Origin of the sequence: Blautia sp. AM29-29, assembly GCF_003480555.1 — a bacterium.
Lineage (GTDB): Bacteria > Bacillota > Clostridia > Lachnospirales > Lachnospiraceae > Fusicatenibacter > Fusicatenibacter saccharivorans.
This window is the reverse complement of record NZ_QUJD01000002.1, coordinates 216825-241409: the sequence shown is the minus strand read 5'-3', so window position 1 is coordinate 241409 and position 24585 is coordinate 216825. Positions and strand designations below refer to the sequence as shown.

The window sequence follows — 24585 nt, the reverse complement described above, 5'->3', positions numbered from 1 at the left end:
AGCCCTTTGGAGGGCTAATAATAAACCACCAGTTGAACTGGTGGTTGCTAACTAGAACTAGTGGAATGGATGTTTCATTAAAGCCGATATTAAAAAAATTAGTTGCGGAAAATCCTGATGACAGATATGAAAATGTTTTTGAATTGAGAGCTGATTTTTCAAAACTATTTACACGCTTTTTGAATTTGGATAAAACAATTATTTTGACAGCGGCATACGAACGAATAAAGGAATTGAGAAACCTTAAATTATTACCACAGTCAATAAACATTAAAATGGCAACCGAAACGTATATGCCAGAGAACTTTTTAGATTTGTATGCATTTTGTAGAAAAGAAGAATCAAATGAGAATGAAGAAACGATGATTTACATCTTCTTAGGATTTAATTTTCAGGCAGAATGTGTGTTTGATGATGAGCAAAGCGTGTTTGACGTTGTAAAATTTAGAAAGATTCTTCCAATTGATCGTGATAGACTTAAGAAAAGATTTGCTAAAATTGAGGGTGAAATAAGATTTGTAGATAAAAGAATTGCACATAGAGAATTGAAAAACGATAGTTTCGAAATAAAAAATATTATCTATGATTATTACGAAAATTATATGTCAAACAATAATGTTGATTGTGAATATAAGGAAAAGTATGGAGTATGGAGAGATTTATTAGAATTAATAAGAGAAGATATCGAGAAAAATGTTGTAAGAGTACCATATGATTCTTATGAAGTAAAGAATAATCTTTTAAGATTTAAGCTTAAAAAGGGCACTTTTATAGATGAAGAACGTTTGAATAAAGAACAAGTATTTGTTTATGAAAAAAAAGTCGGAAAAAAGAAAGATAAAATAAAGCCTGTGACAGTAGGTACTTATGAAAATGATATTTATGAGAAAAATCAAGTAGTTTTAGAAATAAATAAGCAAGGAACAATAGGATTGCCAGCAAGCGGTTTTATTTGTTTAGATTATAGGAAAGATAAAATTAATGTTGAAAGACAGTTAGATGCTTTAAATGTTCTGGAAAAAGAAGATTATCAGTGCTCTTTTAATTTGAAGAGAATAATTTCAGGTGTGGAGCCCCCGTCTGTAAATGTTATTTCGAAACCGATACATATGTTTAATGAGAAATTAGATTTTCCACAAAGGACTGCGATAAAAAAAGCATTAGATGCAGATTCTATAGCAATTATTCAAGGTCCTCCAGGAACAGGAAAAACGAATGTTATTATCGAAATTATTTTACAAATACTGAAAGCAAACAAAAAGAATCCAGATGTTGAACCTAAGAAGGTGTTACTAGTTTCTCAATCGCATCCAGCAGTAGATAAAATGTTAGAAGATTTAATTAGGGAAAGTGACGAAAGACCTGATTTGCTTCGTATTGGAAGAGATGAAAAATTAAATGAGGAAATAAGAGAAGAGTATTCTATTAATGATGTGAAGGAAAAATGGTATCAAAATGTTAGAAGAATATGTAATGATTATACTAAAAATGCACTTGAGGAAATTGGAATTCCAGAAGAGGAGTTTGAAAAATATTTTTTGAAATTGGAAAATTCAAAAGTGGAAAACATGGATTTTTCAGTAGAAGATAAATTGTTTGTTGAAAATTTTATAAAAAAAACAAAAGGGGTAAAGTCAGAAAGGACAAGAAAAATACTGGAGATTCAGAGAGAATGGACAGAACAATTAAAAAAGTGTGATGAAGTAGAACTTTATATTATTAAAAGTACGGTAATTATTGCTGGTACATGTACAGGATTTGTGTCAAACAGGATTATACGTGATGTTGAATTTGACTATGTTATTGTAGATGAAGCAGCTAAGGCAACGTTTCCTGAATTAGCAGTTTCGTTAAATAAGGCACATAAAATTATATTGGTAGGTGATCATCAACAACTACCACCTGTTTTAGATACTGAAATAATTAGAAATAATAAGGAAAAACTTGATGAGGAGGGGTTGGCGCAAGGTATTTTTGAAAGAATGTATAATATGTTTCCAGAGGATAATAAACATCGTCTTACTATACAATATAGAATGCACCCAACTATTGGTACGTTGATTAGTCATGTGTTTTATAATGATGAGATCCAAAATGGAGTAGAGGCGCAGGATAGAGAATTGTGTATAGAAGGATATGAGGGAATTGCAATTGAGTGGATTAGTACATCCAAGTATTCGATAAAAGAGCGGTATGAAAAGGAATTTGATAATAATGGAAAAAAATCATATCAAAATTATCTTGAGCGAAATATTATTGAACGAAAACTATTGGAATTAGATTCTAAACTTGTCAAAAGGACTAAGGTTGCAGTAATTACAGGATATGGATCGCAAAAGTACATTTTGCAAACAATGGTAAAACAACATTCCTTTAAGCATATTGAGGTTGACGTAGATACTGTAGATGCATTTCAAGGTAGCCAAAAAGATATTATTCTGTATTCTACTGTTAGAAGTAGTGGAAACAAATACGGTATTGGCTTTTTGAAATCAGAAGCTAGAATTAATGTTGCATTTTCTAGAGCAAGATGCTTGTTGATTATTGTTGGAGATATGAAATTTCTTGATAATTATAAAATCAGAGGAAATAAATTTCCTGAAATTATCAAATATATTACAGAATCTGAAGGGTGTCGCATTATAGAAAAGTAGGAGAAAAGAAATGAAACAATTAGTAGCAGCAGTATCGAGAAAACTTCCCCGGGAGTTAAAAAATTTTCATTTAATTAAAAGACAGAGTATATTTATTCCGTATTGTGAAATAGGTATTACCTGTTTAACAAAGGAAGTAACAGAAATAAATTTGTTTTTTGAAACAATATTAAAATTAATTGATATCGAAGTGGCTGATGTATATGAGATATCTGCAATTATGGGGGTGGAGTTTAAATTATTAAAAGAAGCCATAGTAGATATGATTGAACAGAAGTATATTATCACTTCACAGAATAAATTGATTATGACACCTAGGGGGCGAAAAGCTTTAGCGGATAGAAAACAGGTTACTATTCGTAAAAGAAATATAAATGAACTTTCTGTAAATATGATTACGGGTAATATTGAAGAAAGTGGAAAAAATGCATTTGCAAAGCCTTCTAAGAGGGATCTTTGTTTAAGTGAAGAACAAACAATTACAAAAGATTATTTAGAAAGCAATTATGCAATTATAAATGAGATATATCAGCGAAATCAGATCGAATCAAATGTTTTTAACACGAAAATTTTACAGAGAGAGTTGTATAAGATATTAGATATTGCTTATGAGAAACTGTATTATGTGAAAGATGAACTTTTTATTTATAAAAATGATGATTCAGAAGATTATGAGTTTATTATTAAAGGTGACATTGGAGAAAGATACCAGAATAGCTTTTATCATCAAGTACGAGACGTGGTATATTCAGGGATGGAAAACTTTTTTGAAAGAGATTGGGATTTTTCGAAAAATCACTATGATAAAGGACTTGTCACTCAGGAAGATAGGCAATATACAAAGAGTTTAATTGAAAAATTAAATGGAAGTGAAATTATTTCAGATGAATTAGTAGACCAATATATACATACCCGAGCATTAATTGATGAGAAAGAATTAGAAGCTATATTTTCATGTAATCAAGAATTTGATTATCAAGGAATAGTTATTTCTTGTGAAAGATTGAAAAAATTACTAAATCCAGAGATTGTTTCTGCATTAAATGCAATATCTAAGAAAAGAATCTGGTTGTTATATGATCCAAAAGAATATAATGTAAATAAAATTCTTGAACAAAATTTTGGAGATAAAATAAAGAAAAAAGAAGTGTCTGTATCAGAAAACGAGAGAATAAGCGAGCAATTTATATGCTTCTATCCTAATATTCTGGTTGAGTATGTAGAGAAGACGGAAAAAGTTTTTGATAGACCGATTACAATTTTTGAAGGGCGAATAGAATTTGATTCAGATGTTATTAAAAACAAGATAGATAAAATAATAGATGAATATGAAATATCGTTTTCGTTATCTGAACCAGAACCGGAGAAAATGGGAAAGAACAAATATAATAAACATACAAAGAAAGGTATAGCTCATACTTATAAAAAGTACAAATATAAAGAGAAAAATAAATAATATACAGTACATAAAAATGCGTATACCTGATCAGTGAAATATTTATGAATATTCCTGTTAGGTATACGCAAAATCTGATTAAATGTTCATGGCTTTTGAGATATTTTTCACTATTAGGAGGGCCTTTTATTAGTAAGCGCTTAAATCTTGGGTAGCTTTACTGTCTACGTTTTTGAACTCATAATGATAGTAAATAAATTTTTACTACACTCCGCTTGATAGGAGATAGAAATTTACTACATTTGGAGGTTTCATTATGAGTAAGAAACGTGCTCCAGGGCGTTCCCTGGACGAATGGATGGAACTGGTAACCGAATGCAGACAAAGCGGTCTGACAGATGCTGCATGGTGTAATGAGCATGGGATATCTCCCAGCTGTTTTTACAATGCAGTTACCCGTCTCCGCAAAAAAGCCTGTCAGATACCGGATCCAGGTGGAAAAGCCAGCACTCTTGACCTTACATCCCATAAACAGGATGTAGTCCAGATTGCTATAGAACCGGAGTCTTCTCCGGCAGGACTGATCCCAGATAATGGAAACAGACCTATGCACCTTGACAATTCACATACGATTGAAATCGAAGCAGACGGATTGCTTATACGAATGAGTAATGAGATCAAACCGTTACTTCTGAAGATGCTTATGGATACGCTTAAGGAGTCGTTATGTTAGCGGACATCTCAAGCGTTGATGCGATCTATATCGTCTGTGGCAGAACAGATATGCGCAAGTCCATTGATGGATTATGTGCGATCATCCAGGAACAGTTTTCGATGGAGATCGACCATGCACTTTTTCTTTTCTGCGGTCGTAAATGCGACCGTATCAAAGCTATTTTAAAAGAACCTGACGGGATCGTTATGATCTACAAAAGACTGACCGCCCAGGGATCTTACCGGTGCCCCAGGAATAAATCTGAGGTCCGGAATCTTACATGGCGGGAGTTCGACTGGCTGATGTTTGGCATTGATATTGAGCAGCCCAAAGCGATCAAGGCAACGTAAAAAAGATGCACATAAAACTCTTGCTTTTTGCTGTATTTTCGGCACTTTCAAGATCTGGTAAATCCGCTGTTTTGCTGGGAAAAGCCACTGTTTTCTGGTATAATGGAAACATTAGAAACAGGAGGAAAAAGCAGTGGCAGACAGTTCCAAAGATATCCAACTCCGTGAGCTTAAGGACATGATAAACGATCTCAAAAAGATGATAAAAACACTTCAGGCAACTGTCGATGCTGCCAATAAACGGGAAGAGGCTCTCACCCAGGAGCGGGATAATCTGAAAGAAGAGATAGACCTTCTCCGTAAAAAACTGTTTGGCACCTCCAGCGAAAAAAGGACCCTCGATATTCCAGGCCAGTTAAACTTTTTCAATGAGGCGGAACTGGAACAGGATCCGAAAGCTGCAGAAGCAGAGGATCTTAAAGCAATTCTTCCGGAAAAAACAGCAAAAAAGCGAAAAGCAAGAGCTACAGATGCGGAGCGTTTTAAGGGAGTTCCTGTTGAAAAAAAAGTATCTGGAACTTTCTGAGGAAGAGAAACTTTGCCCTGTCTGTGGTACCCCGCTGAAAGAAATCGGGGAAGAGTTTGTCCGCCGGGAACTGGTTTTGTACCAGCAAAACTGAAAGTATATGAATACTACAGTAAGAGCTATGAGTGCCCGCAGTGCAGTCTTCAGGATATTCCGGTTATCAAAAAAGGAAAAGATGGTAGAGCTCATATGCTTTATGGAATGGCTTCTGCCGGAACAGTTGCCTGGGTAATGTACCAGAAGTTTTGTAATGGTCTTCCATACTACCGTCAGGAAAAAGACTGGAAACAGTATGACGTGGAGATCACCAGAGCTACTATGGCAAACTGGGTGATCCGAAATTCTGAAGCATTTTTTCTTACTATGTATGAATACTTCCACAGGAAACTTCTGGAACGAGGATTCGCGATGGCAGATGAAACGCCACTTCAGGTTCTGCATGAACCGGAACGCCGTGCACAGACCAAGTCATATATGTGGCTGTTCCGCAGCGGTGAAGACGGAGGACCACCTATTATCCTCTATAAATACTCGGAGACCCGAGCCGGGGATAATGCCGTAGATTTTCTTCACGGCTTCAAGGGTTATCTGATGTGTGATGGCTATAGTGGATACAATAAAGTTCCAGATGCCAAACGCACAGCCTGCTGGGCACACATCAGAAGATATCTGACAGATGCCATTCCCAAGGGAAAGGCTCTGGATTATACCCAGTCATCCGTACAGGGAATGCTGTACATTAACCAGCTCTTCCACCTGGAAGATGTGATCAGATCAAAGTATTCTTCCTTCGATGTTATCAAAAAGGCTCGTCTTGAAAAAGAAAAGCCGATAGTAGAAGGCTTTTTGTTGTGGCTTGATCAGCAAAGCCCTATCCGTGGAAGCAGAATGGATAAAGCTGTCACCTACATTCAGAATCGCCGTTCCTATCTGTCCACCTATCTGGAAGACGGCCGCTGCAGTTTTTCTAATAATCTCAGCGAAAATGCGATCCGCCCGTTTACAGTAGGCCGTAAAAACTGGCTGTTCTGCGATACACCAAACGGAGCCCAGGCCAGCGCTATCGTGTACACAATGATAGAAATGGCAAAAGCCAATGGAGTAAACGTCTATCACTATCTTACTTATCTGCTGGAAAAACTGCCTGAGGACAGGATGAGTCATAATGAATTAGAACTTCTGGCACCATGGAACGAAACCGTCAAAGCTGAGATCGAACGTCGTGCAAACGAATCAAATCAATCATATGTGAATTGTCAAGGTGCTCCGGCTACTGAAAAGTAGTCGGGGATTTTTCTATCATACCTAAAAATTAAGCGCTTACAGGACATATAATAGTCCGGTGGGAGATTATGCTGAATGGATTGTGAGTACGAAGCTTAATCTTTTACTAGAGAAAAACAGTAAGAAGGGTTATGATGCAATTGATGATGCTAGTGGTATTAGATATCAGATTAAGAGCCGTTGGATGCATCCTGGAAAAAATAGTCGTGAATTGAATGTGATAAGAAATTATGAAGAAAAACAGTTTGATTATCTTATTGCTGTTATATTTGGAAATGATTTTGAGGTCGCAGAAGCATATAAAGTACCACATGATGTTATAGGTGAATATTTTCTTTATAAGGAGCATCAGAATGGTGTTGTTGTAACACTGGGATCTAACTTTATTCAAGATACTCGTGGTGAAGATATTACATATATTTTTAGATGATAAAATAACAAATGATTAGCAGGAGGTGGTTCTGTGGCATTTGATCCAGGACTAAAGATAGGTCAGATACTAAAAAATGCGGATGTAGTTGATACATTCAAATGTGGAAATATGGGTGGTATGCGTCGTTCTAGAACTACGAATACTTTGGTAATAGTATCTGATTATACAAAAGGAATTTATCACGATAAGTGGATTGGTGGAGTTCTTCACTACACCGGAATGGGAAAGAATGGGACCAGAATATTAATTGGGCACAAAATGCAACACTTGCAGCGTGTGGGCGTAATGGCGTTGATGTGCATCTATTTGAGGTAATGGATGCAGGGGGAGTATATTTATTGCGGAAGAATTGAGTTAGTTGATAAACCATACACAGAAGAACAGCCTGGTGAAGATGGTGTTCCAAGAAAAGTATGGATGTTTCCGATTCGCCCGGTTCCTGATAATGATGTTAAGAAACCAGCTATGTTTGTATTTAAAGATATGGAAGACTTTAAGAATCGCGGTAAGGATGTTGATACGCAATATATGAAAATGATAGCTTCTAAGAAAAAAGGCAGCAGCAAACCAGCATATGTTCCACCAGTTATTCCAAAGTCTGAACCGAAACCACCTGTAGCTATTCCAGTAGATATTGTTGGAAAGCATGTAAAGCATAAGGCATTTGGTGTAGGAACGATTACTGCTATTGAAGGAACATCTATTGCTGTTGAATTTGATAAAGTTGGATTAAAAAGGATGGGATATGAATTCTGCATGGAAAAGAAAATGCTGGAATTTATTTGATGCGATATGAAGACGATAAAAGTAGTAGCTGCAGTAATCTGTGATTCGATCAAAGATAAGAAACAGATTTTTGCTACAGCAAGAGGATATGGAGAGTTCAAGGGCCAGTGGGAATTTCCAGGAGGAAAGATTGAAGAAGGTGAAACACCTCAGCAGGCTCTTTTGAGAGAAATAAAAGAAGAATTGGAAGTAGATATTAATGTTGGTGAATTGATTGATACTATTGAATATGATTATTCTGCATTTCACCTTTCGATGGACTGCTTTTGGGCGGAAATTATATGCGGCCAAATTGTGTTAAAAGAGGCTGAGGATGCAAAATGGCTTACGATAGATAAATTGGATAGTGTTCAATGGTTGCCGGCAGACGTTGCATTGATTTCATGTATTAAGAATAATTTGCGTGTTCAAGAAATGCTTGCCAGAAAAGTGAGTGTTGAAAAAATGAATGAGGAAAAAACAAAGAAGCTTTGGGGCGAAATAATCGTAGGTGTAGGAGGTCAGAAAATAGAATGGTGTTATACAGATGTCCTATACTCGTTTAAAAGTATGTATTTGTTAGGAATTAAAGCAAAGCATCAGGAGTTGGTTGAGGTATGTGGACATACCATTAGGCCACAAAATAGAAATTCCCCAAGAGAATTGGCATATAGCGAAGATTTTATTTTGAGTTGTGTTGATAAGTGTAGAGAACTCAATAATTATCAGGGCTTGCAACAATTTATCGATGTTTATGAAACTGTTGGAAATGTAATACCAGTTTGGCCGGGGGCAAATGTTCACAGAGGACAATTTTGTTGCTACGATTGTCCGGATATTTATTTTAATAATGAGAAAATCAGGGATCACGCATTGGCATTTTATAACAAATACTCAAATTCATATATGTGTGGAGATGATGCAATAATTGCTGGAATATACAATAACATGTCTGTAAAAAGTTTGATTAATATGGACAAAGACGAATATGAAAACTATATTGAGCATGCAATTAATGTCATTAAATGGAGAACTAAAAAAATAGAATGATACCGGAAGATGTTCTGGAGTCGTGTAAATATATTTTGGAAATGGAGATAAATTATGCCTAAATACACAGATGAAGATATTAGAAATATGAGTAAAATAACATGTAAGATAGCGGCAGATTACCTAGGCATATCCCCTATGGCGGTTAGTATCGGCATGAGAAATGATCTTTTACCGATCGGTTTTGCAATTCACAATGAAGAAAGAGATAGAACATATTCTGAGAGTTGGTCCTATCACATAATTGGTGAGAGATTGATTGCATATAAGTACGGGAAAACATCAGAAGTACAAGTTCAAAATATAGAAAAGAGTCTAAATACTATAATAGAACAGTTTGAAGAAATGAAAAAAGATTTGGTTTTTCTATTAAGCGAAAACGAGGATCAGCAGAATTAGAGCTTTATGAATATGCGTTTTCGCTGGGAAAATACAAAGATGTTGACAAAAAATATGCAGGAAAGGAGCTGCCAGGATGGAGAATGAAAAAGGAATAGTTAAATTGACTCGTAAGCAGCTCTATGATGAAATATGGGCTCTTTCAGTTGCAGGGGTAGCCAGAAAATATAATTTGAATTATGGTAAACTGATAGCAACTTGTAAAGTAGAAAATATATCTTTTCCTTCTTCTGGTTATTGGACTAAGAAGAATATGGGAAAAGATGTATCGAATGAGATTGTAGAATTTTCTGGATTGGAAGATACAGAAATTTCATTGATAACGAAAGACGCGGTTGTTAAGCGTATTCGGAAAGCTAAGGCAGAAGTAGTAGAGAAAGTGCATACTGACGTAACAGAAGAATTGGACGTAGTAACGGAGGAGGATTTACCGCAGAAAAAAACGGACAACATACCTGAGTGGCCGGATGGAATTCTTGATTATTTGGATGAGACGGAAAGAAATAAAGTATTAGAATATGCATGCAATCTGCAGATAAGTCAAAGTACACGATTGCATAAAATGTTGGTCCAATACAAGAAGGATATTGCAGATTATAAGTCAAAGCTGAAAGAAGTACAGAGTAGACCATACTATAATTCAAGACATAACAAACCAGAAAACGAGCCTGAATTCTTTAAGGAAATGTCTGATGAGTGTATGTCACGTGCAATTGCAATATTAGATACCGTATTCAAAACAATTGAATCTTTAGGTGGAAGTATTAATAGTGATTTGTCTGTGAAAATTAGAGATGATATTGTTAGATTTCGTATGGTTGAGAGTCAAGACCAAGTGAAGCATGAAATGACTAAGCAAGAGGCACAGGCGCTCGTAAAATATAATGATGATATCAAAAATCACAGATGGGTTTCAAAACCGCAAATTAGAAAGTATGACAAGGTATATAATGGTAAACTTCGTATTGTGTTTGGGGCGCGAAGCTACATAAGAGATAACGATTCTGAAAAATTAGAAGATAGACTGGGTGATATTTTGGTTACCCTGTATGAGAAGGCAGAAGAGAATAGAATTGTACGAGAAGCACGTGAAGAGGCAGAACGTAAGAGAGTTGAAGAAGAGAGACGCAGAGAAGAAAATAGACAAAGAAAAGAACAAGAAATTCGTCTTGTAAAAGAACTTGTAAACAAAGCTGAAGACTATAGAATTGCAAAGGAAATAAGAGAATATATTCAGGCTATGATAGATAGTGGAAATGAAGATATTACTCCAGAATGGATTGAATGGGCTCTGAAGAAAGCTGACTGGTATGATCCGTCTATAGCGACTGAGGATGAATATCTGGGAAAACGTCAGCATGAAAAAAGTGCTGAAGAAAAGGAAAAATCTTTGCAAGACAGTATCAGAAAGAGCTGGTATTGGTAAAAATGAATGGAGGCAATTTGATGGATAAAGATCCTTTTAAAGAGTATATAAGGCAATCAGAACCAAGTAAAAGAGACAAAGGTTACGCCTGGCATACAGCTATCGGACTTCAAGCAGTGGATGGATTAAAGCCTTCGAAGTATTTGATTGATACTGCAATAAAGAATATTGAAGGTGATATTTCGATTGATGAAGCGCAGAAACTTCTAAATACGTATTATGAAGAAAATCCAAAAGCAGATACAAACGACCGTACGGAAGAGGCCGACAAAGTTGCTGTTAGAATTGCAAAAATTTTATCGGAGAAAGCATTTAGTTTTACTCCGAATGAGTATATCTCTATTCATAAAAAGTTGTTTGCTGGGACTTATGGACATGCAGGAAAACTGAGAGATTATAATATTACAAAAAAGGAATGGGTGCTGAATGGAGCAACGGTTCTTTATGGAAGTGCATCAGAACTTCGCGCAACCTTGGACTATGATTTTGCAGAGGAAAAGAAGTTTAGCTATAAAAACCTGAGTATGGAAGATATTATTCATCACTTGGCACTCTTTGTATCAAGATTATGGCAGATACATGTATTCGGAGAGGGAAACACACGAACTACAGCAGTATTTTTTATTAAGTATCTTAGAACGCTGGGATTTGACGTAACCAATGATATTTTTGCGGAAAATGCGTGGTATTTTAGAAATGCACTTGTTAGGGCCAATTATAACGATTTGAAAAATGGTGTTCATGAGACAACTGAGTATTTGGAATTGTTTTTAAGAAATTTATTGTTGGATGAGAAGAATGAACTTCATAATCGTACGATGCACATTAGTGGAAGGTTTGCAGAAGTGGACATTGAAAGAGTAAAAGTGGACATTGAGAGTGGAAAAGTGGACATTGAAAGCACAAAAGTGGACATTCGAAATAAATTACTTTCTTTCTCAGATACGATTTCAGAAAAAACAATAAATCATACAATAGAAATATTTTCAAAATGTGGAAAAGAAAATTGTTTCGGAAGAACGATAGTTGAAGAAATTACTGGATTAAAGCCATCAGGAGCTTCCAAGTTAATAAAACTGTTGGTTGATAGTGAGGTAATCGTACCTGTAACAGGACATGGAAAAGGAAAATATCGGTTTCAATAAAAGTGAACATTGAAAGGGTGTTAATGCCATTCGCAAAAATGCTCAAAACAAATCGGCGTACCCGCCACACGTTTACAAAGTCAAACGGTCTGTACGCCATGTCTTAACCTTATGATTGCAGATATTAGCAACCTGTCAAAGAGTGTAAAAACTCAGTAACTATGCGGGTTCGCGTACTGTTAAAGCAGTGAAAAACGACACCGCATGTTGAGACGGTTGTTCTTTTGTCCCAACTGAAACAAAAGCCGGATGATTACATTAATGTCACGATTGAACTTGATGATATGGATATAACATCTGCAGAGACTAAGGCTACATATGATGAGATAAAGAAGTATGTGGCTGAACATAATGCCGGCATGAAGGTTTCCAATCTGTATATCTCACAGGTAAAGAGAAAATGCGGAATTGAGGTTGGAAAGAATTTGCGCGTTGCAACGAGGAGAATGGACTGCTTGCAGGGCAATTCGACGACTGCCGTGACAGACTTGGAACTTGTTCCAAGTCCTAATTTACCTAAAAATGAAGATAGCAGGCAACCGCAGTGTCCAGAAGATAAAGAGAGTGCAATTGTGGAGGCATTGAAGCATTTTAAGATGAATAGTTAATAAAGAGAGGTGCAGATGCTATGCCAGGTATACTCGTGGTTGAAGATGATGAAAATTTAAATCGTGGAATTACATTTTCACTGAAAAAATCTGGATATGAGGTTTTTTCAGCAGAATCAGTGAAAAAAGCGAAAAGAATTGCAAGTGATCATAATGTGGATGTTACCATTTGTGATGTGAATCTTCCGGATGGGAATGGACTGGAATTTGTAATGTGGATGAGATGCAATTATAATACATACATTATTTGTCTTACAGCACTAGATCAGGAGATGGATCAGGTCATGGGATATGAAGCAGGGGCAGATGATTATATTACAAAGCCGTTTAGTCTTTCGGTACTTCTTTTGAAAATAGAAGCACATTTCCGCCGCAGACAGGAGAAAACGGAAGCCGGAAAGATGATTTCGGGAGATATCGTATTTATTGCAGGAGAAATGAAAGTCCTGATAAAAAGTCGTGAAATCAGTCTGACAAAAACGGAGTTGAAAATGCTGACTTTTTTTCTTCAGAATCCGAAACAGATTCTTTCAAAAACACAAATATTGGAAAATGTGTTTGATCTGGAAGGGGATTTTGTGGATGAAAATACAATCGCTGTCAATATCAGAAGACTCCGTGAGAAAATCGAAGACAATCCGGCTGCACCGGCCTATATAAAGAATATCAGAGGTCTTGGGTATATATGGAATCAGGAGGTAAGGCAGTGACAAAGAGATATCGCAGGAAGATTACAGTAGTGCTCTCCTTGGTATTACCTGTCATATTATTGTTTGCAATATTAAATTGCTTTACCACGTATGTGTTTTATGAAGATTATAAATATAAAATGAATCTTATGACAGAGATTGCTGCAAAGGAAGAATTTTCCGGGCTGGATGCTGTTTCGGAATTGCTTAAGGATAAGGATATTGAAACCAACGAACAGGGAAAGCAATTATTGGAGCAATATGGATACTGGGGAAATAAAGGGAATGCATTTTATTCGCAATTCCAGCATCAGGTTATGGTGACCGGTGCTGTAAGCACTGTGATATGCGTGTTTTTTTTGACTTTTTTACTTTATTGGAAGAAAAAAGAAGATGCGTGTCATCAGAAAATATTAGACCAGTTGGAAGAAATTCTGATCAGATTCCGTGAAAATAAATTTGATGATTTACTGAAAACGGAAAATTACGCAGAACTGGAAAAATTGAATGACCAGCTTGAAGCAATCGGACATCATATTCAGTTGCTAAAGGAAGAAGCACGGACAGAAAAAGAGAGCACGAAAGAAATGGTTTCTGACATCTCACACCAGTTAAAGACACCGGTTGCAGCTTTGGATATATGTTTTAGTGTGCTGATGCAGAATGACTTAAGTGCCACAGAACAGGAGGAGTTTCGTATCCGTTGTCGGAGTGCTCTGGATGGATTGGAGACATTATTGCAGTCGCTTCTTGAAATATCCAAGATGGAAACTGGACTGATTCAGATGAATAAGAAAAAACTTCCACTTATAGATACTGTCATATCTGCTGTGAATCGTACATATCCAAAAGCGGATGAGAAAGAAATTGAATTCGTTTTTGACTATGAAAAAGAGCTGGAAACATGCACGATTATGCAGGATAAAAGGTGGCTTGGCGAAGCTGTGATCAACGTTCTGGATAATGCAGTCAAGTACAGTCCGGGTGGTTCAAAAATATTTATCCGGTTACAAAAAAGAAACGATCTTGTAAGAATGGAAATTGAGGATCAGGGAATTGGTATTCCGCAGAATGAGTATCACAAAATTTTTCAACGATTTTACAGAGGAAGTTCCAGGGAGGTCATGGAAAAGAGTGGTACAGGAATCGGACTTTTTCTATCGAGAGAAATTATCGAAAAGCACGCAGGTATGATTACGGTAACCTCCGGCAAAAAGAAAAAAGGAAGCACGTTTGTGATTCAATTACCCTATGTTAGTTAAATTTTAAATGAGCAGAAATCTTACAATTCTGTAAGACTTCTGCTCGTTTTTGAAAGTGAAATGAAAGATTATCCTGATACAATTTGGATGTAGGTTGAAAAATGACCAAATACATAAACAGGCAAAGAAAGCGTGTTGAAAAGGTACGTTTTACAGAATTGAAAAGGAGGTAGCACATTGAGTGTGATATTAGAAACCAAGCAGCTTTGTAAGTTTTATGGCGCAGGTGAGAATCAGGTCAAAGCGGTCAATCAGGTGGACATTCAGATTGAGCAGGGAGAATTTGTCGCAATTGTTGGAAAGTCAGGTTCCGGTAAAAGTACATTACTTCATATGCTTGGAGGGCTAGACACCCCGACAAAAGGCAGTGTTACTTTAGCAGGGAAAGATTTATACAGGATGAAGGAAGATGCCCTTGCTGTTTTCCGCAGAAGAAAAATCGGATTTGTTTTTCAGGCATTTAATCTGGTTTCATCTGTTAATGTCTGGGAAAATATTGTACTGCCACTGGGGCTGGATGGAAGAAAAGTGGATGAAGCGTATGTAAATGATATTATTGCAACTCTGGGGATTGAAAAGAGGATTTACAATTTGCCAAATCAGTTATCCGGAGGACAGCAGCAGAGAGTAGCAATTGCAAGAGCACTGGTGAATCGTCCGGAAATTATATTTGCAGATGAGCCGACAGGAAATCTTGATTCCAAGACCAGTGATGAGGTGATCGCCCTGCTTAAGATGACAGCAAAAAAATATGGGCAGACAATTGTAATGATTACCCATGATGACGAAATTGCACAGGTCGCTGACCGTATTCTGGTGATTGAGGACGGACAGGTGGTGGATTTCAGATGAAGACAATAAGCAGGATTGCATATAGCAATGACAAAAAGAACAAGACAAGAAGTATACTGATTATGATGTCCATATGTCTGACTACGATGCTGCTTGTGATTATCAGTACTGTGGGAAATGGAATGATACGTTTGCAGAAAAGTCAGGCGGCAGGCTCATATGGAAGCAATTATGGTCTGTTTGTCGCAGCAGATGGTACGCAATTAAAAGAAGTGGAACGCAGAGCTGAGATATCTGATATCGGCATCATGTGTACGGAGGGCATCCTGAAAGGAAATGAAAATGGCGGGTTTGTCTGCATGGATGAGACTGCAAGAAAAATGCTTCCCTATAATAAGGAATATGAGTTAAAGGAAGGAAAGTATCCGGAAAAAATGCAGGAAATTGCCGCCGGAAGAGCTTTTTTTCGTGCAATGGGATATGATGATGTAAAGGTCGGAGATACGGTTACACTGGATTACCGTGTAGGGATGCGGTCAGAATATAAGCCGGAAGAGTTTGTTGTCAGCGGAATCCTATATGATCGGGATGAGTATACCATCGAGGCATCTTATGTTGCTTTCGGGTCACAGGAGTTTTATGATGAGCACGTCGCAGAGAATGACAGACAGTATAATATCTATTTTACGTTAAACGATTCTGCAAATGTATCTATGAATAATATTGAACCGGTTATAAAGCAGATTGCAGCATCTTGTGGAATCGAAGAAAAAAACGTTATAGTCAATGATCTCTATTTGCAATGGGTCTTGCAGCCGAGTTATGAAACGATTGCGGTATGTGGAATTCTGATTCTTGCAATTGTACTTTTCTCTGTTGTGGTCATTTATAATATTTTTCAGGTCGGTATTGTCAACAAGATACAGGAGTATGGAAAAATCAAGGCTCTGGGAGCGACAAAAAAGCAGATGAAACAACTGATCTTCAGAGAGGGCATTTTTTTGACCATTTTTTCCATACCAGTTGGATTGCTTCTTGGTTTTCTGATTGCAAAATGCGGTTTTAACTGGCTGGTAGAACAGGGAAACCTTGTATCAACCGGAACTGGCTCTATGGGAGTTCAAAATCAGCAGGTGCCTCTGTTTTCCCTGCCTGTTATGCTTCTCTGTATTTTCGTATCATTTCTTACCGTTGCTTTGGCACTGCGTAAACCAATGAAAATTGTTTCACGGATTTCACCTATCGAAGCAACACGGTATTTAGAAAATGCAGAAACACACAAAAAAGGAAAACGAAATGGCAGAAAAAATGTCACCGTGTTTTCTATGGCAATGGCAAATGTAACGGGTAATCCCAAAAGAACTATTGGTACTATCCTCACAATGGGTTTTTCTTGCGTATTGTTTGTGATTATCTCTAATTATGTGGGAAATATTGACACGGAGCATGAAGCACGTCTTTCCGTTAATCATGGACAATTTGAACTGCAGCTTGACTATTCTGCTGAGTATGATGAAAGATATCCGGAGAATAACCTGGATACGATTCTGACGGATGATCCATTGAATGATTCGCTGATTGAAGAAATCAAAAGCATTCCAGGAGTGACAGATGTCATGACGAGAGAGATTGTCTCTGTAAATCTGAACGGAACAAGATTTCCGGCTGATATTGTGAGTAAAAATGATTTTGATTTTATGCGCCAAGACGGGGATATTGGCTCTATGGACTATGATCAGGCGGTAAAGAATGGTGAGATTTTCTTTGGCTGGTCGACGTGGATGGAACAAGATGGATATGCTCCGGGAGAATCCATTGCATTTGACTTTGAGAATGGAAGTGAAACCTATACCTATCAGGGAAAGATTGCAGGATCCTTTGTAAGTGCGGACACTTATCTTGTCATTCCGGAAGGTGTATACCGTTCCATGAATCAGAGGGGAACAGCCTATGGCTATCTGTGGGTGGACTGTGATAAAAAAGATGTTGCATCTGTGGAACAGAGTCTGAATACTTTGATTTCTAATACTTCGCATATAAAAATGGATACCTATCATGCACAGTTACAATCTGCAGAATACGCAAGCCGTATGATGAAGCTTGGCTGCTATCTGTTCATGGCAATTGTCGGTCTCATTGGGTTTATGAATCTGGCAAACACCATGATCATCAATATCATCACGAAGAAGCAGGAATACGGTGTGCTGCAAGCGGTAGGCATGACCAATAAGCAGTTGAATCTGAGCTTACAAATACAGGGCTTGATTTTTACGGTTGGCACCATCTGCGTCGCACTTGCTGCCGGTCTGCCCCTTGGCTATGCACTGTTTTCCTATGCGAAGCATAATGGGATTTTTGGAATGAACGTTTATCACGTTCCTCTTATCCCGATTCTTGTTATGATTCTTCTGGTTGGTATTCTACAAATTGTGCTTTCCTGTATTTTAAGCAGTAATCTGAAAAAGGAAACGCTGGTAGAAAGAATAAGGTATCAGGGATAGCAAGTAATATGTAATGAACTAGGTCTTAACGAAGAGGAGAAATAGATAACTTCCATTTTGTATGTATGATAAATCTAAACAGTATTTTAGCAACATTTCCTGAGTGGGGACAGAAAGTGCCCCCACTTTCACGATTTGGGGGCGAAAAGCACCACCATATATCATAAATGATGGATTCAAGGGAAAAATCCCTTATAAGTTTTTTGAAAACTGTCGTTTGGTAAAATCTATTCCATTTTTAAAAGCCTTGCGATAAAATATGTTCTGTGAGACGGTAGTTCTTTTGTCCCAACAAAAGCCAGATGACACGATAGAGATCGACTTAGATTTAGAAGTTGGATGCAACCAGTGCTGAGTTGAAAGCTCGTGATCAGATGGAATGGGTCAGATTGGTAAATGGTATTCGTAATATGGCAGAAGAACTTGTGCTAAAAGAATTGGTGTAGATCTAAAGCGTGGAAAACTCCTTCGGGAGCTTTTGGCTGTTTATAAGATAAATTCTGTCGGAGATTTATTATAAAACATTGCTTTACAAGAAGAATAAAAAAGCATATAATTCTTTTATAATATATTTAATAAAAGAGGGTAAGAAAACGGAAAATAAAGATAAAAAAAATACAACAAGAAAAAAAATAATTAATTATGTGCTAAACAAGCATGTTACATCCAAGGCGGAAATCGCAAAAGAGTTAAACTTGAGTATGCCGACTGTGTTAGCAAATGTGAATGACTTATTAGAAAAAATGGTGTTGGAAGAAACTGGGGAATATGCTTCGACCGGTGGACGAAAGGCAAAAAGTATAGGGATTAATAAGTCATACTGTCATGCAATGGGAATTTTGATTACAGCGAATCATATAGAAATGGTATTAGTAAATCTTGGAGATGAGATTATAAAAAAAGATCGCATCCGTTTAAAATTTACGGCAGAATTATTCTATTGTACAGAGGTGGCACAAAAGGTCAAAACTTTTCTTGAAGGCGAATTAGCGAAGGACACGCTACTTGGGATTGGAGTGGCGATTCCAGGAATTATTGATCAGAAAGAACGGATCGTTTTAAAATCCCATGCTTTAGGTATAGAGAATTATAGTCTGCGCTTTTTAGAGCAGGCTTTGGAAATTCCAGTATATTTTGAAAACGATGCTAATGCTGCAATGCTTGCAGAAAAAAAGCAAAAATATCCAAATGCGATATATCTGTCTTTGAACCACACCTTAGGAGGTGCATTCTGCATAGATGGAAAGCTGTTTCGCGGGCAGAACCAGAAAGCAGGGGAGTTTGGTCACATGATACTCGTTCCCGGTGGAAGAAAATGTTATTGTGGTAAATCAGGATGTGCAGATGCATATTGTGCAGCAAGTGTACTGACACAAGATAACAGGCAGTCACTGGATGCATTTATGGAAAAAATTGAAAGTGGTGATGAAAAAAATTTGCAGACATGGAATGAGTATTTGGATCATCTTGCTGTTTTGATATCAAATCTGCGGATGGCATATGATATGGACATCATACTAGGAGGTGATGTGGGAGGCGTATTGTCAGATTATATGATACCATTGGGAGAAAAAGTGATGGCATATAATGGCTTTGAGCATGATGTTTCATACTTGAAAAATTGTTCGTATAAGAAAGAAGCGTCGGCTGTTGGAGCCGCGAAATACTTTTTTACAAAACATATGGTAGAATTGTAATTTTTTTGAACGCAGATAAGCAGTCCACCGCATCTGGTGCGTAGGGAATTAAGCGTTGGGTAAGGGGATGTTTAGTCTGTTGGAGTTAAAAACTCCCACTGACAAGTTGCAAAGCGAATGCGATGTCCGATTTATATGTGTGAAAAACGAGAAGTTGTGTAAAATTAGAAAAAGATATTATAGTAAAAAAACGGAAAGAAAACAGTAACTACGGTTTCCTTTCCGTTTTTTGCATATTAATTGTGAAAAATATACAAAAAATATATTTTGAAATTATGAAATATATAAAAATATGAAAAAACATATTGACAAATTGTGTTTATAGGACAATAATATAATTACTTTAATAAAACGTTTTATAAAACGCATAACAATATAAAAAAGGAGGAAACAACTATGTTACAGCAGGTAATGACAAATCCAGGAGAAATTATTTTCAGAGAGATTCCGGTTCCGGAGGTAAAGGAAAATCAGGTGTTGGTAAAGATTATGAATATTGGTGTTTGTGGATCAGATATTCATGTTTATCATGGAAAACATCCGTTTACAAAATATCCGGTAACACAGGGACATGAGGTTTCTGGTGAGATTACAGAACTTGGAAAAAATATCACCGAGTTTCATGTGGGACAGAAGGTGACGATAGAGCCGCAGGTATATTGTGGACATTGCTATCCATGTCGTCATGGAAAGTATAATCTCTGTGAGGAATTAAAAGTAATGGGATTTCAGACGACAGGAACAGCATCTGAGTATTTTGCAGTGGATGCATCTAAAGTAACACCTATTCCGGAAGATATGTCCTATGAAGAAGGAGCTATGATCGAACCTCTTGCTGTGGCAGTTCATGGTGTAAAACAGATGGGCGATGTGGCTGGCATGAATATTGCAGTCCTTGGAGCAGGACCGATCGGAAATCTCGTGGCACAGACAGCAAAAGGAATGGGAGCAGCGAAAGTGATGATCACAGATATCAGTGATCTTAGATTGGCGAAGGCAAAAGAATGTGGAATTGATGTGTGTGTGAATACCAAAAATAAAGACTTCGGTGAGGCGATGATCGAAGCATTTGGACCGGATAAGGCAGATGTGATCTACGACTGTGCCGGAAACAATATCACAATGGGACAGGCAATTAAATATGCAAGAAAAGGAAGCACGATCGTACTGGTGGCTGTTTTTGCAGGAATGGCAGAAGTAGATCTTGCAGTGGCAAATGACCACGAACTTGACATTAAGAGCACGATGATGTACCGCCATGATGATTACATAGATGGAATCAGACTGGTAAATGAGGGCAAAGTTCATTTGAAACCGCTCATCTCAAAGACATTTGCTTTTAAAGATTATCTGAAGGCATACCAGTATATTGATGATAACCGCGAGACAACGATGAAAGTAATTATCAACGTCAGTGAAAAGTAAGGAGTTCGTATGGAAAATAAATATGGAATTGTCGGAATTGCCAATGTCGGGCTTCCGACAAACGATTTACAGAAAACAGTTGAGTTTTATAAGAGTCTTGGATTTGAAGTAATTATGCAGTCTTATAATGAAAAAGCAGGGGAAAAAGTGGCATTTTTACAGATAAAAAATTACTGCATAGAGACTTTTGAAAATGGGAAGGCGGAAATGTCAGACGGTGCATACCAACATGTTGCACTTGATGTGGAAGACATTGAAAGTATGTATCAGAAAATCTGCAATGAAAAATACACAGTTATTACAGACGGAATCGAAGAACTGCCATTTTGGGAAAAAGGTGTGAAGTTTTTTATGATTAAGGGACCAAATGAGGAAAGAATAGAGTTCTGTCAGAAAATCTGATAAAAATAGGAGGGCCATATGGGAGGCGAAAGCAAAAATGGAAAAGTACCGCTGATCAGTAAGATTGCATATGGGTTTGGTGATGTTGGATGTAATTTCAGCTGGATGTTTGTCAGTAATTTTCTGATGATATTTTATACAGACGTGTTCGGAATCAGTATGGCGGCTGTGTCAGCACTGATGCTTTTTTCAAGATTCTGGGATGCAATCAATGATCCAATCGTCGGGGGACTTACGGATAAAACAAAATCGAGATGGGGACGGTACCGTCCATGGCTGTTAGTAGCGGCACCAATTACAGCAATTCTTCTTGTGATGACATTCTGGGCAAGACCTGACTGGCCGCAGAATGGAAAGATCATTTATATGGTAATTACATATTGTCTGCTGGTTTTGGGATATACCTGTGTGAATATTCCATACGGAACCTTGTGTGGTGCTATGACACAGGATATTGATGAACGTGCAAAAATAAATACATCCCGTTCGGTTGCAGCGATGATTGCAATTGGTGTGTTAAATATTATCACAGTTCCGCTGCTCAGCAAATTCGGCAGTCACAGTGCAAAGACAGGATATCTGACGGTTGCGGTCATATATGGATGTATTTTTACAGCCTGTCATTTCTTCTGCTTTGCGAAGACGAAAGAGGCAGTGATTACTCCGGAAAAAGAAAAAATTTCTGTAAAGGTTCAGTTGAAAGCAGTCATGCAGAATAGACCATATCTTCTTGCATTGGCAGGGCAGATATTATTTGGATTTACATTATATGGTAGAAACGCAGATATTCTGTATTATTTTACATATGTGGAAGGAAATGCCTCTTACTACACAACTTATTCGATGTGCATCATTATTCCTTCTATCATCGGGGCAGCCTGTTTTCAACCATTATTCCGCAAGCTGAATAATAAAGGAAGAACAGCATCTCTCTTTGCTTTGTTTACAGGAATTTCCATGTTGTCTATGTTTTTCTTCAATGCCAAAGAATCATCAGCTATTTTTTATGCATTATCTGGTCTTACACAGTTTTTTTTCTCTGGATTTAATACCGCAATCTATGCAATTATTCCAGACTGTGTGGAATATGGGGAGTGGAAAACCGGACTTAGAAATGACGGTTTTCAGTATGCATTTATTTCACTTGGAAATAAAATCGGAATGGCAGTTGGAACAGCACTTTTAGCAGGATTACTTGGAAAATATGGTTATATTGCAAATCAGACACAAAATGCAATTGTACTTTCAATTATGAAACATGCATTTACGACGATTCCAGGTGCACTGTGGATTGTGACTGCGGTTGTATTATTTTTCTACCGGTTAAATAAAAAACGTTATAACGAGATTGTGGAAGAACTGAAAAATGGAAGAAAAAGTTGATATCGTGGCATTGGAAGAATTGCTGATTGATTTTACGGAAGCAGGACACAGCCAGGATGGGAGGAAATTAAAATACCGATACCAATAGAAATTTTAAAATCGGATACAATCTGAATGGCGTTTGCTTTTCTTCCGCCGGTGGATGCAAAAAGCCGTTTTTTTTTCTATCAGACCTTCCTGCTCCAGAAGGTTGAGGTTCTGGCTGACTGTGGATAAACCCATCTGCAGTTCCTGAACGATCTGCTGCTTGGAGGTCTTTTTCTTTCTGTAAATATATTGGTAAACCTTTGAGTTATTTATTTTTTGAGACTAATGTTGGTCAGTCCCTTTTCATTCATGATGTTCTCCTGATTGTGTTACAAGATAATATTAAGTATCAAAATTATTGTAGCATAGAACGAAAAAAAGCAATAAAAAGGATATGCATTACAGAAAGCTGACGGAAAAGCAACAACGATACACAAATATGTTGGAATGATTTCTGGAAAGGGTTTACATATCTTCAAAATGCCATTAATATAAAGAAGGGATCTTCCCATCCATAAAAAATAAGATACGGAGAATTAACATGAAAAAACAATTGAAGGATACTCAGATTCTGTTGGAAATCCTGATCCTGACAGCAGCTGTTGCTATTATTGCAGCGGCAGTCTATTTTTTTCTGGTACCAAGCCATACTTCTGTCAGCAGTATTTCGGGTCTTGGTATCGTACTTTCCAACTTTGTACCGTTGCCCCTTTCCGCCATCACCATGATTCTGAACGTAGTACTTCTGATCATCGGCTTTTTTACCTGCGGAAGAGAATTTGGTGTAAAAACCGTCTACACCAGTATCATGCTTCCTGTTTTTCTTGGACTTTTTGAAAAAATCTTCCCGGATTTTGGTTCAATGACAAACAGTCAGGAGCTGGATGTTCTGTGCTATACACTTGTAGTCAGTGTGGGACTCAGTATTCTTTTTAACAGAAATGCTTCTTCCGGCGGACTTGATATTGTAGCAAAGATCATGAATAAATATCTTCATATGGAGCTTGGAAAAGCCATGTCTCTGTCTGGTATGTGTGTTGCTCTGTCTGCAGCACTCGTTTACGACAAGAAAACGGTAGTCCTGAGTATTCTTGGAACGTATTTTAACGGAATTGTTCTGGATCATTTTATTTTTGACCATAATATCAAACGCCGGGTATGTATCATCACTCCAAAGGAAGAAGAACTTCGGGAATTTATTCTTCATGAGCTGCACAGCGGTGCTACGATCTATGAAGCCTATGGTGCCTATAACATGCAGAAGCGCAAAGAAATCATCACGATCGTAGACAAGACCGAATACCAGAAGCTGATGAATTTTATCAACAAACTTGATCCGAAAGCGTTTATCACAGTTTATAATGTATCCAACATGAGATATCAGCCTAAAATGTAAAAAAGTTCCGCAGCACCTCAATCACAGAAGTGCTACGGAATTTTTTTACCGTAATTTCCTGTGAAAACGTTTCTTGAATTACCCCATGGAGCAAAAACTCCGGCGCGGCGGAAGGAGAAGAAGGGTGGACGGATTCAGATGGATACGATCAATGACGTATATTTTTTTTCAGCAGATGAAACAGGCAGATACCTGTTTTGAGGTCGCGATCGTGCAAATAAGGACACTTTTTTAGACAAAGCGTGTTCTTTTTTTACCAC

General features: G+C 37.2%; 19 protein-coding genes and 4 pseudogenes. All 23 read left to right on the top strand.

Going from position 1 to position 24585, the window contains the following annotated elements:
- A partial coding sequence (locus DW769_RS02780) for an AAA domain-containing protein (RefSeq protein WP_118749941.1) occupies nt 1–2654 on the top strand: 2654 nt, incomplete at its 5' end.
- A gap of 10 nt (nt 2655–2664) precedes the next feature.
- Nucleotides 2665–4110 carry a hypothetical protein gene (locus tag DW769_RS02775; protein ID WP_117801911.1) on the top strand — a complete coding sequence of 482 codons (1446 nt, stop codon included), beginning with the start codon at nt 2665–2667 and terminating at the stop codon, nt 4108–4110.
- 256 nt (nt 4111–4366) lie between these two features.
- On the top strand, nt 4367–4783 hold the full coding sequence (tnpA, locus tag DW769_RS02770; RefSeq protein WP_117801912.1) for an IS66 family insertion sequence element accessory protein TnpA: 417 nt from the start codon (nt 4367–4369) through the stop codon (nt 4781–4783).
- Nucleotides 4777–5115, top strand: coding sequence for an IS66 family insertion sequence element accessory protein TnpB (gene tnpB / locus DW769_RS02765; RefSeq protein ID WP_118749935.1), 339 nt, complete (start codon nt 4777–4779; stop codon nt 5113–5115). Before tnpA ends, tnpB begins: the two co-directional genes overlap by 7 nt.
- Nucleotides 5116–5248: 133 nt before the next feature.
- Nucleotides 5249–6925 (top strand): annotated as a pseudogene (tnpC, locus tag DW769_RS02760) (IS66 family transposase).
- A gap of 58 nt (nt 6926–6983) precedes the next feature.
- The gene (locus DW769_RS02755) at nt 6984–7355 is read left to right on the top strand and encodes a DUF6998 domain-containing protein (protein ID WP_147343064.1); all 372 of its coding nucleotides are present in this window, start codon (nt 6984–6986) and stop codon (nt 7353–7355) included.
- Nucleotides 7356–7388: 33 nt separating this feature from the next.
- Nucleotides 7389–7673, top strand: coding sequence for a hypothetical protein (locus DW769_RS16760; RefSeq protein ID WP_238061362.1), 285 nt, complete (start codon nt 7389–7391; stop codon nt 7671–7673).
- A 3-nt stretch (nt 7674–7676) separates the two neighbouring features.
- Nucleotides 7677–8144, top strand: a complete 468-nt coding sequence (locus DW769_RS16755) for a hypothetical protein (RefSeq protein ID WP_238061361.1) — start codon at nt 7677–7679, stop codon at nt 8142–8144.
- Nucleotides 8145–8150: 6 nt separating this feature from the next.
- Nucleotides 8151–8546, top strand: a pseudogene (locus DW769_RS17240) ((deoxy)nucleoside triphosphate pyrophosphohydrolase); the annotation flags it as partial.
- A 681-nt stretch (nt 8547–9227) separates the two neighbouring features.
- A complete protein-coding gene (locus DW769_RS02740) occupies nt 9228–9572 on the top strand; it encodes a hypothetical protein (RefSeq protein WP_005339644.1) in 345 nt (114 codons plus the stop codon).
- A gap of 76 nt (nt 9573–9648) precedes the next feature.
- Complete coding sequence (locus tag DW769_RS02735; RefSeq protein ID WP_117801916.1) at nt 9649–10998, top strand: hypothetical protein; 1350 nt, start codon at nt 9649–9651, stop codon at nt 10996–10998.
- Between the two features lie 20 nt (nt 10999–11018).
- Nucleotides 11019–12143, top strand: a complete 1125-nt coding sequence (locus tag DW769_RS02730) for a Fic family protein (protein WP_118749934.1) — start codon at nt 11019–11021, stop codon at nt 12141–12143.
- 197 nt (nt 12144–12340) lie between these two features.
- A pseudogene (locus tag DW769_RS02725) lies at nt 12341–12751 on the top strand (hypothetical protein); the annotation flags it as partial.
- Between the two features lie 20 nt (nt 12752–12771).
- Nucleotides 12772–13461: a response regulator transcription factor gene (locus DW769_RS02720; protein ID WP_118749933.1), complete on the top strand. Its 690-nt coding sequence runs from the start codon at nt 12772–12774 to the stop codon at nt 13459–13461.
- A complete protein-coding gene (locus tag DW769_RS02715) occupies nt 13437–14702 on the top strand; it encodes a sensor histidine kinase (protein ID WP_118749932.1) in 1266 nt (421 codons plus the stop codon). Before DW769_RS02720 ends, DW769_RS02715 begins: the two co-directional genes overlap by 25 nt.
- A gap of 177 nt (nt 14703–14879) precedes the next feature.
- Nucleotides 14880–15554 carry an ABC transporter ATP-binding protein gene (locus DW769_RS02710; protein WP_015520995.1) on the top strand — a complete coding sequence of 225 codons (675 nt, stop codon included), beginning with the start codon at nt 14880–14882 and terminating at the stop codon, nt 15552–15554.
- Nucleotides 15551–17995: an ABC transporter permease gene (locus DW769_RS02705; RefSeq protein ID WP_118749931.1), complete on the top strand. Its 2445-nt coding sequence runs from the start codon at nt 15551–15553 to the stop codon at nt 17993–17995. The genes DW769_RS02710 and DW769_RS02705 overlap by 4 nt, the downstream gene beginning before the upstream one ends.
- 347 nt (nt 17996–18342) lie before the next feature.
- Nucleotides 18343–18441 (top strand): annotated as a pseudogene (locus DW769_RS17135) (TnpV protein); the annotation flags it as partial.
- 78 nt (nt 18442–18519) lie between these two features.
- Entirely contained in the window at nt 18520–19692 is a 1173-nt protein-coding gene (locus tag DW769_RS02695; protein WP_330415454.1) for an ROK family transcriptional regulator, read from the top strand.
- A gap of 396 nt (nt 19693–20088) precedes the next feature.
- On the top strand, nt 20089–21117 hold the full coding sequence (locus tag DW769_RS02690) for a zinc-dependent alcohol dehydrogenase (protein WP_055268459.1): 1029 nt from the start codon (nt 20089–20091) through the stop codon (nt 21115–21117).
- Between the two features lie 9 nt (nt 21118–21126).
- A complete protein-coding gene (locus tag DW769_RS02685; RefSeq protein ID WP_118749930.1) occupies nt 21127–21519 on the top strand; it encodes a VOC family protein in 393 nt (130 codons plus the stop codon).
- A gap of 18 nt (nt 21520–21537) precedes the next feature.
- Nucleotides 21538–22902, top strand: coding sequence for an MFS transporter (locus DW769_RS02680; RefSeq protein ID WP_118749929.1), 1365 nt, complete (start codon nt 21538–21540; stop codon nt 22900–22902).
- Between the two features lie 568 nt (nt 22903–23470).
- Nucleotides 23471–24325 carry a YitT family protein gene (locus DW769_RS02670; protein WP_022461234.1) on the top strand — a complete coding sequence of 285 codons (855 nt, stop codon included), beginning with the start codon at nt 23471–23473 and terminating at the stop codon, nt 24323–24325.
- Nucleotides 24326–24585: the final 260 nt, after the last annotated feature.

Excerpts from the sequence above, each read along its gene's own strand:
- DW769_RS02775 (WP_117801911.1), top strand. The coding sequence starts at position 2,665 with ATGAAACAATTAGTAGCAGCAGTATCGAGAAAACTTCCCCGGGAGTTA.
- tnpA (WP_117801912.1), top strand. The coding sequence starts at position 4,367 with ATGAGTAAGAAACGTGCTCCAGGGCGTTCCCTGGACGAATGGATGGAA.
- tnpB (WP_118749935.1), top strand. The coding sequence starts at position 4,777 with ATGTTAGCGGACATCTCAAGCGTTGATGCGATCTATATCGTCTGTGGC.
- DW769_RS16755 (WP_238061361.1), top strand. The coding sequence starts at position 7,677 with ATGCAGGGGGAGTATATTTATTGCGGAAGAATTGAGTTAGTTGATAAA.
- DW769_RS02740 (WP_005339644.1), top strand. The coding sequence starts at position 9,228 with ATGCCTAAATACACAGATGAAGATATTAGAAATATGAGTAAAATAACA.
- DW769_RS02735 (WP_117801916.1), top strand. The coding sequence starts at position 9,649 with ATGGAGAATGAAAAAGGAATAGTTAAATTGACTCGTAAGCAGCTCTAT.
- DW769_RS02730 (WP_118749934.1), top strand. The coding sequence starts at position 11,019 with ATGGATAAAGATCCTTTTAAAGAGTATATAAGGCAATCAGAACCAAGT.
- DW769_RS02720 (WP_118749933.1), top strand. The coding sequence starts at position 12,772 with ATGCCAGGTATACTCGTGGTTGAAGATGATGAAAATTTAAATCGTGGA.
- DW769_RS02715 (WP_118749932.1), top strand. The coding sequence starts at position 13,437 with ATGGAATCAGGAGGTAAGGCAGTGACAAAGAGATATCGCAGGAAGATT.
- DW769_RS02705 (WP_118749931.1), top strand. The coding sequence starts at position 15,551 with ATGAAGACAATAAGCAGGATTGCATATAGCAATGACAAAAAGAACAAG.
- DW769_RS02690 (WP_055268459.1), top strand. The coding sequence starts at position 20,089 with ATGTTACAGCAGGTAATGACAAATCCAGGAGAAATTATTTTCAGAGAG.
- DW769_RS02685 (WP_118749930.1), top strand. The coding sequence starts at position 21,127 with ATGGAAAATAAATATGGAATTGTCGGAATTGCCAATGTCGGGCTTCCG.
- DW769_RS02680 (WP_118749929.1), top strand. The coding sequence starts at position 21,538 with ATGGGAGGCGAAAGCAAAAATGGAAAAGTACCGCTGATCAGTAAGATT.
- DW769_RS02670 (WP_022461234.1), top strand. The coding sequence starts at position 23,471 with ATGAAAAAACAATTGAAGGATACTCAGATTCTGTTGGAAATCCTGATC.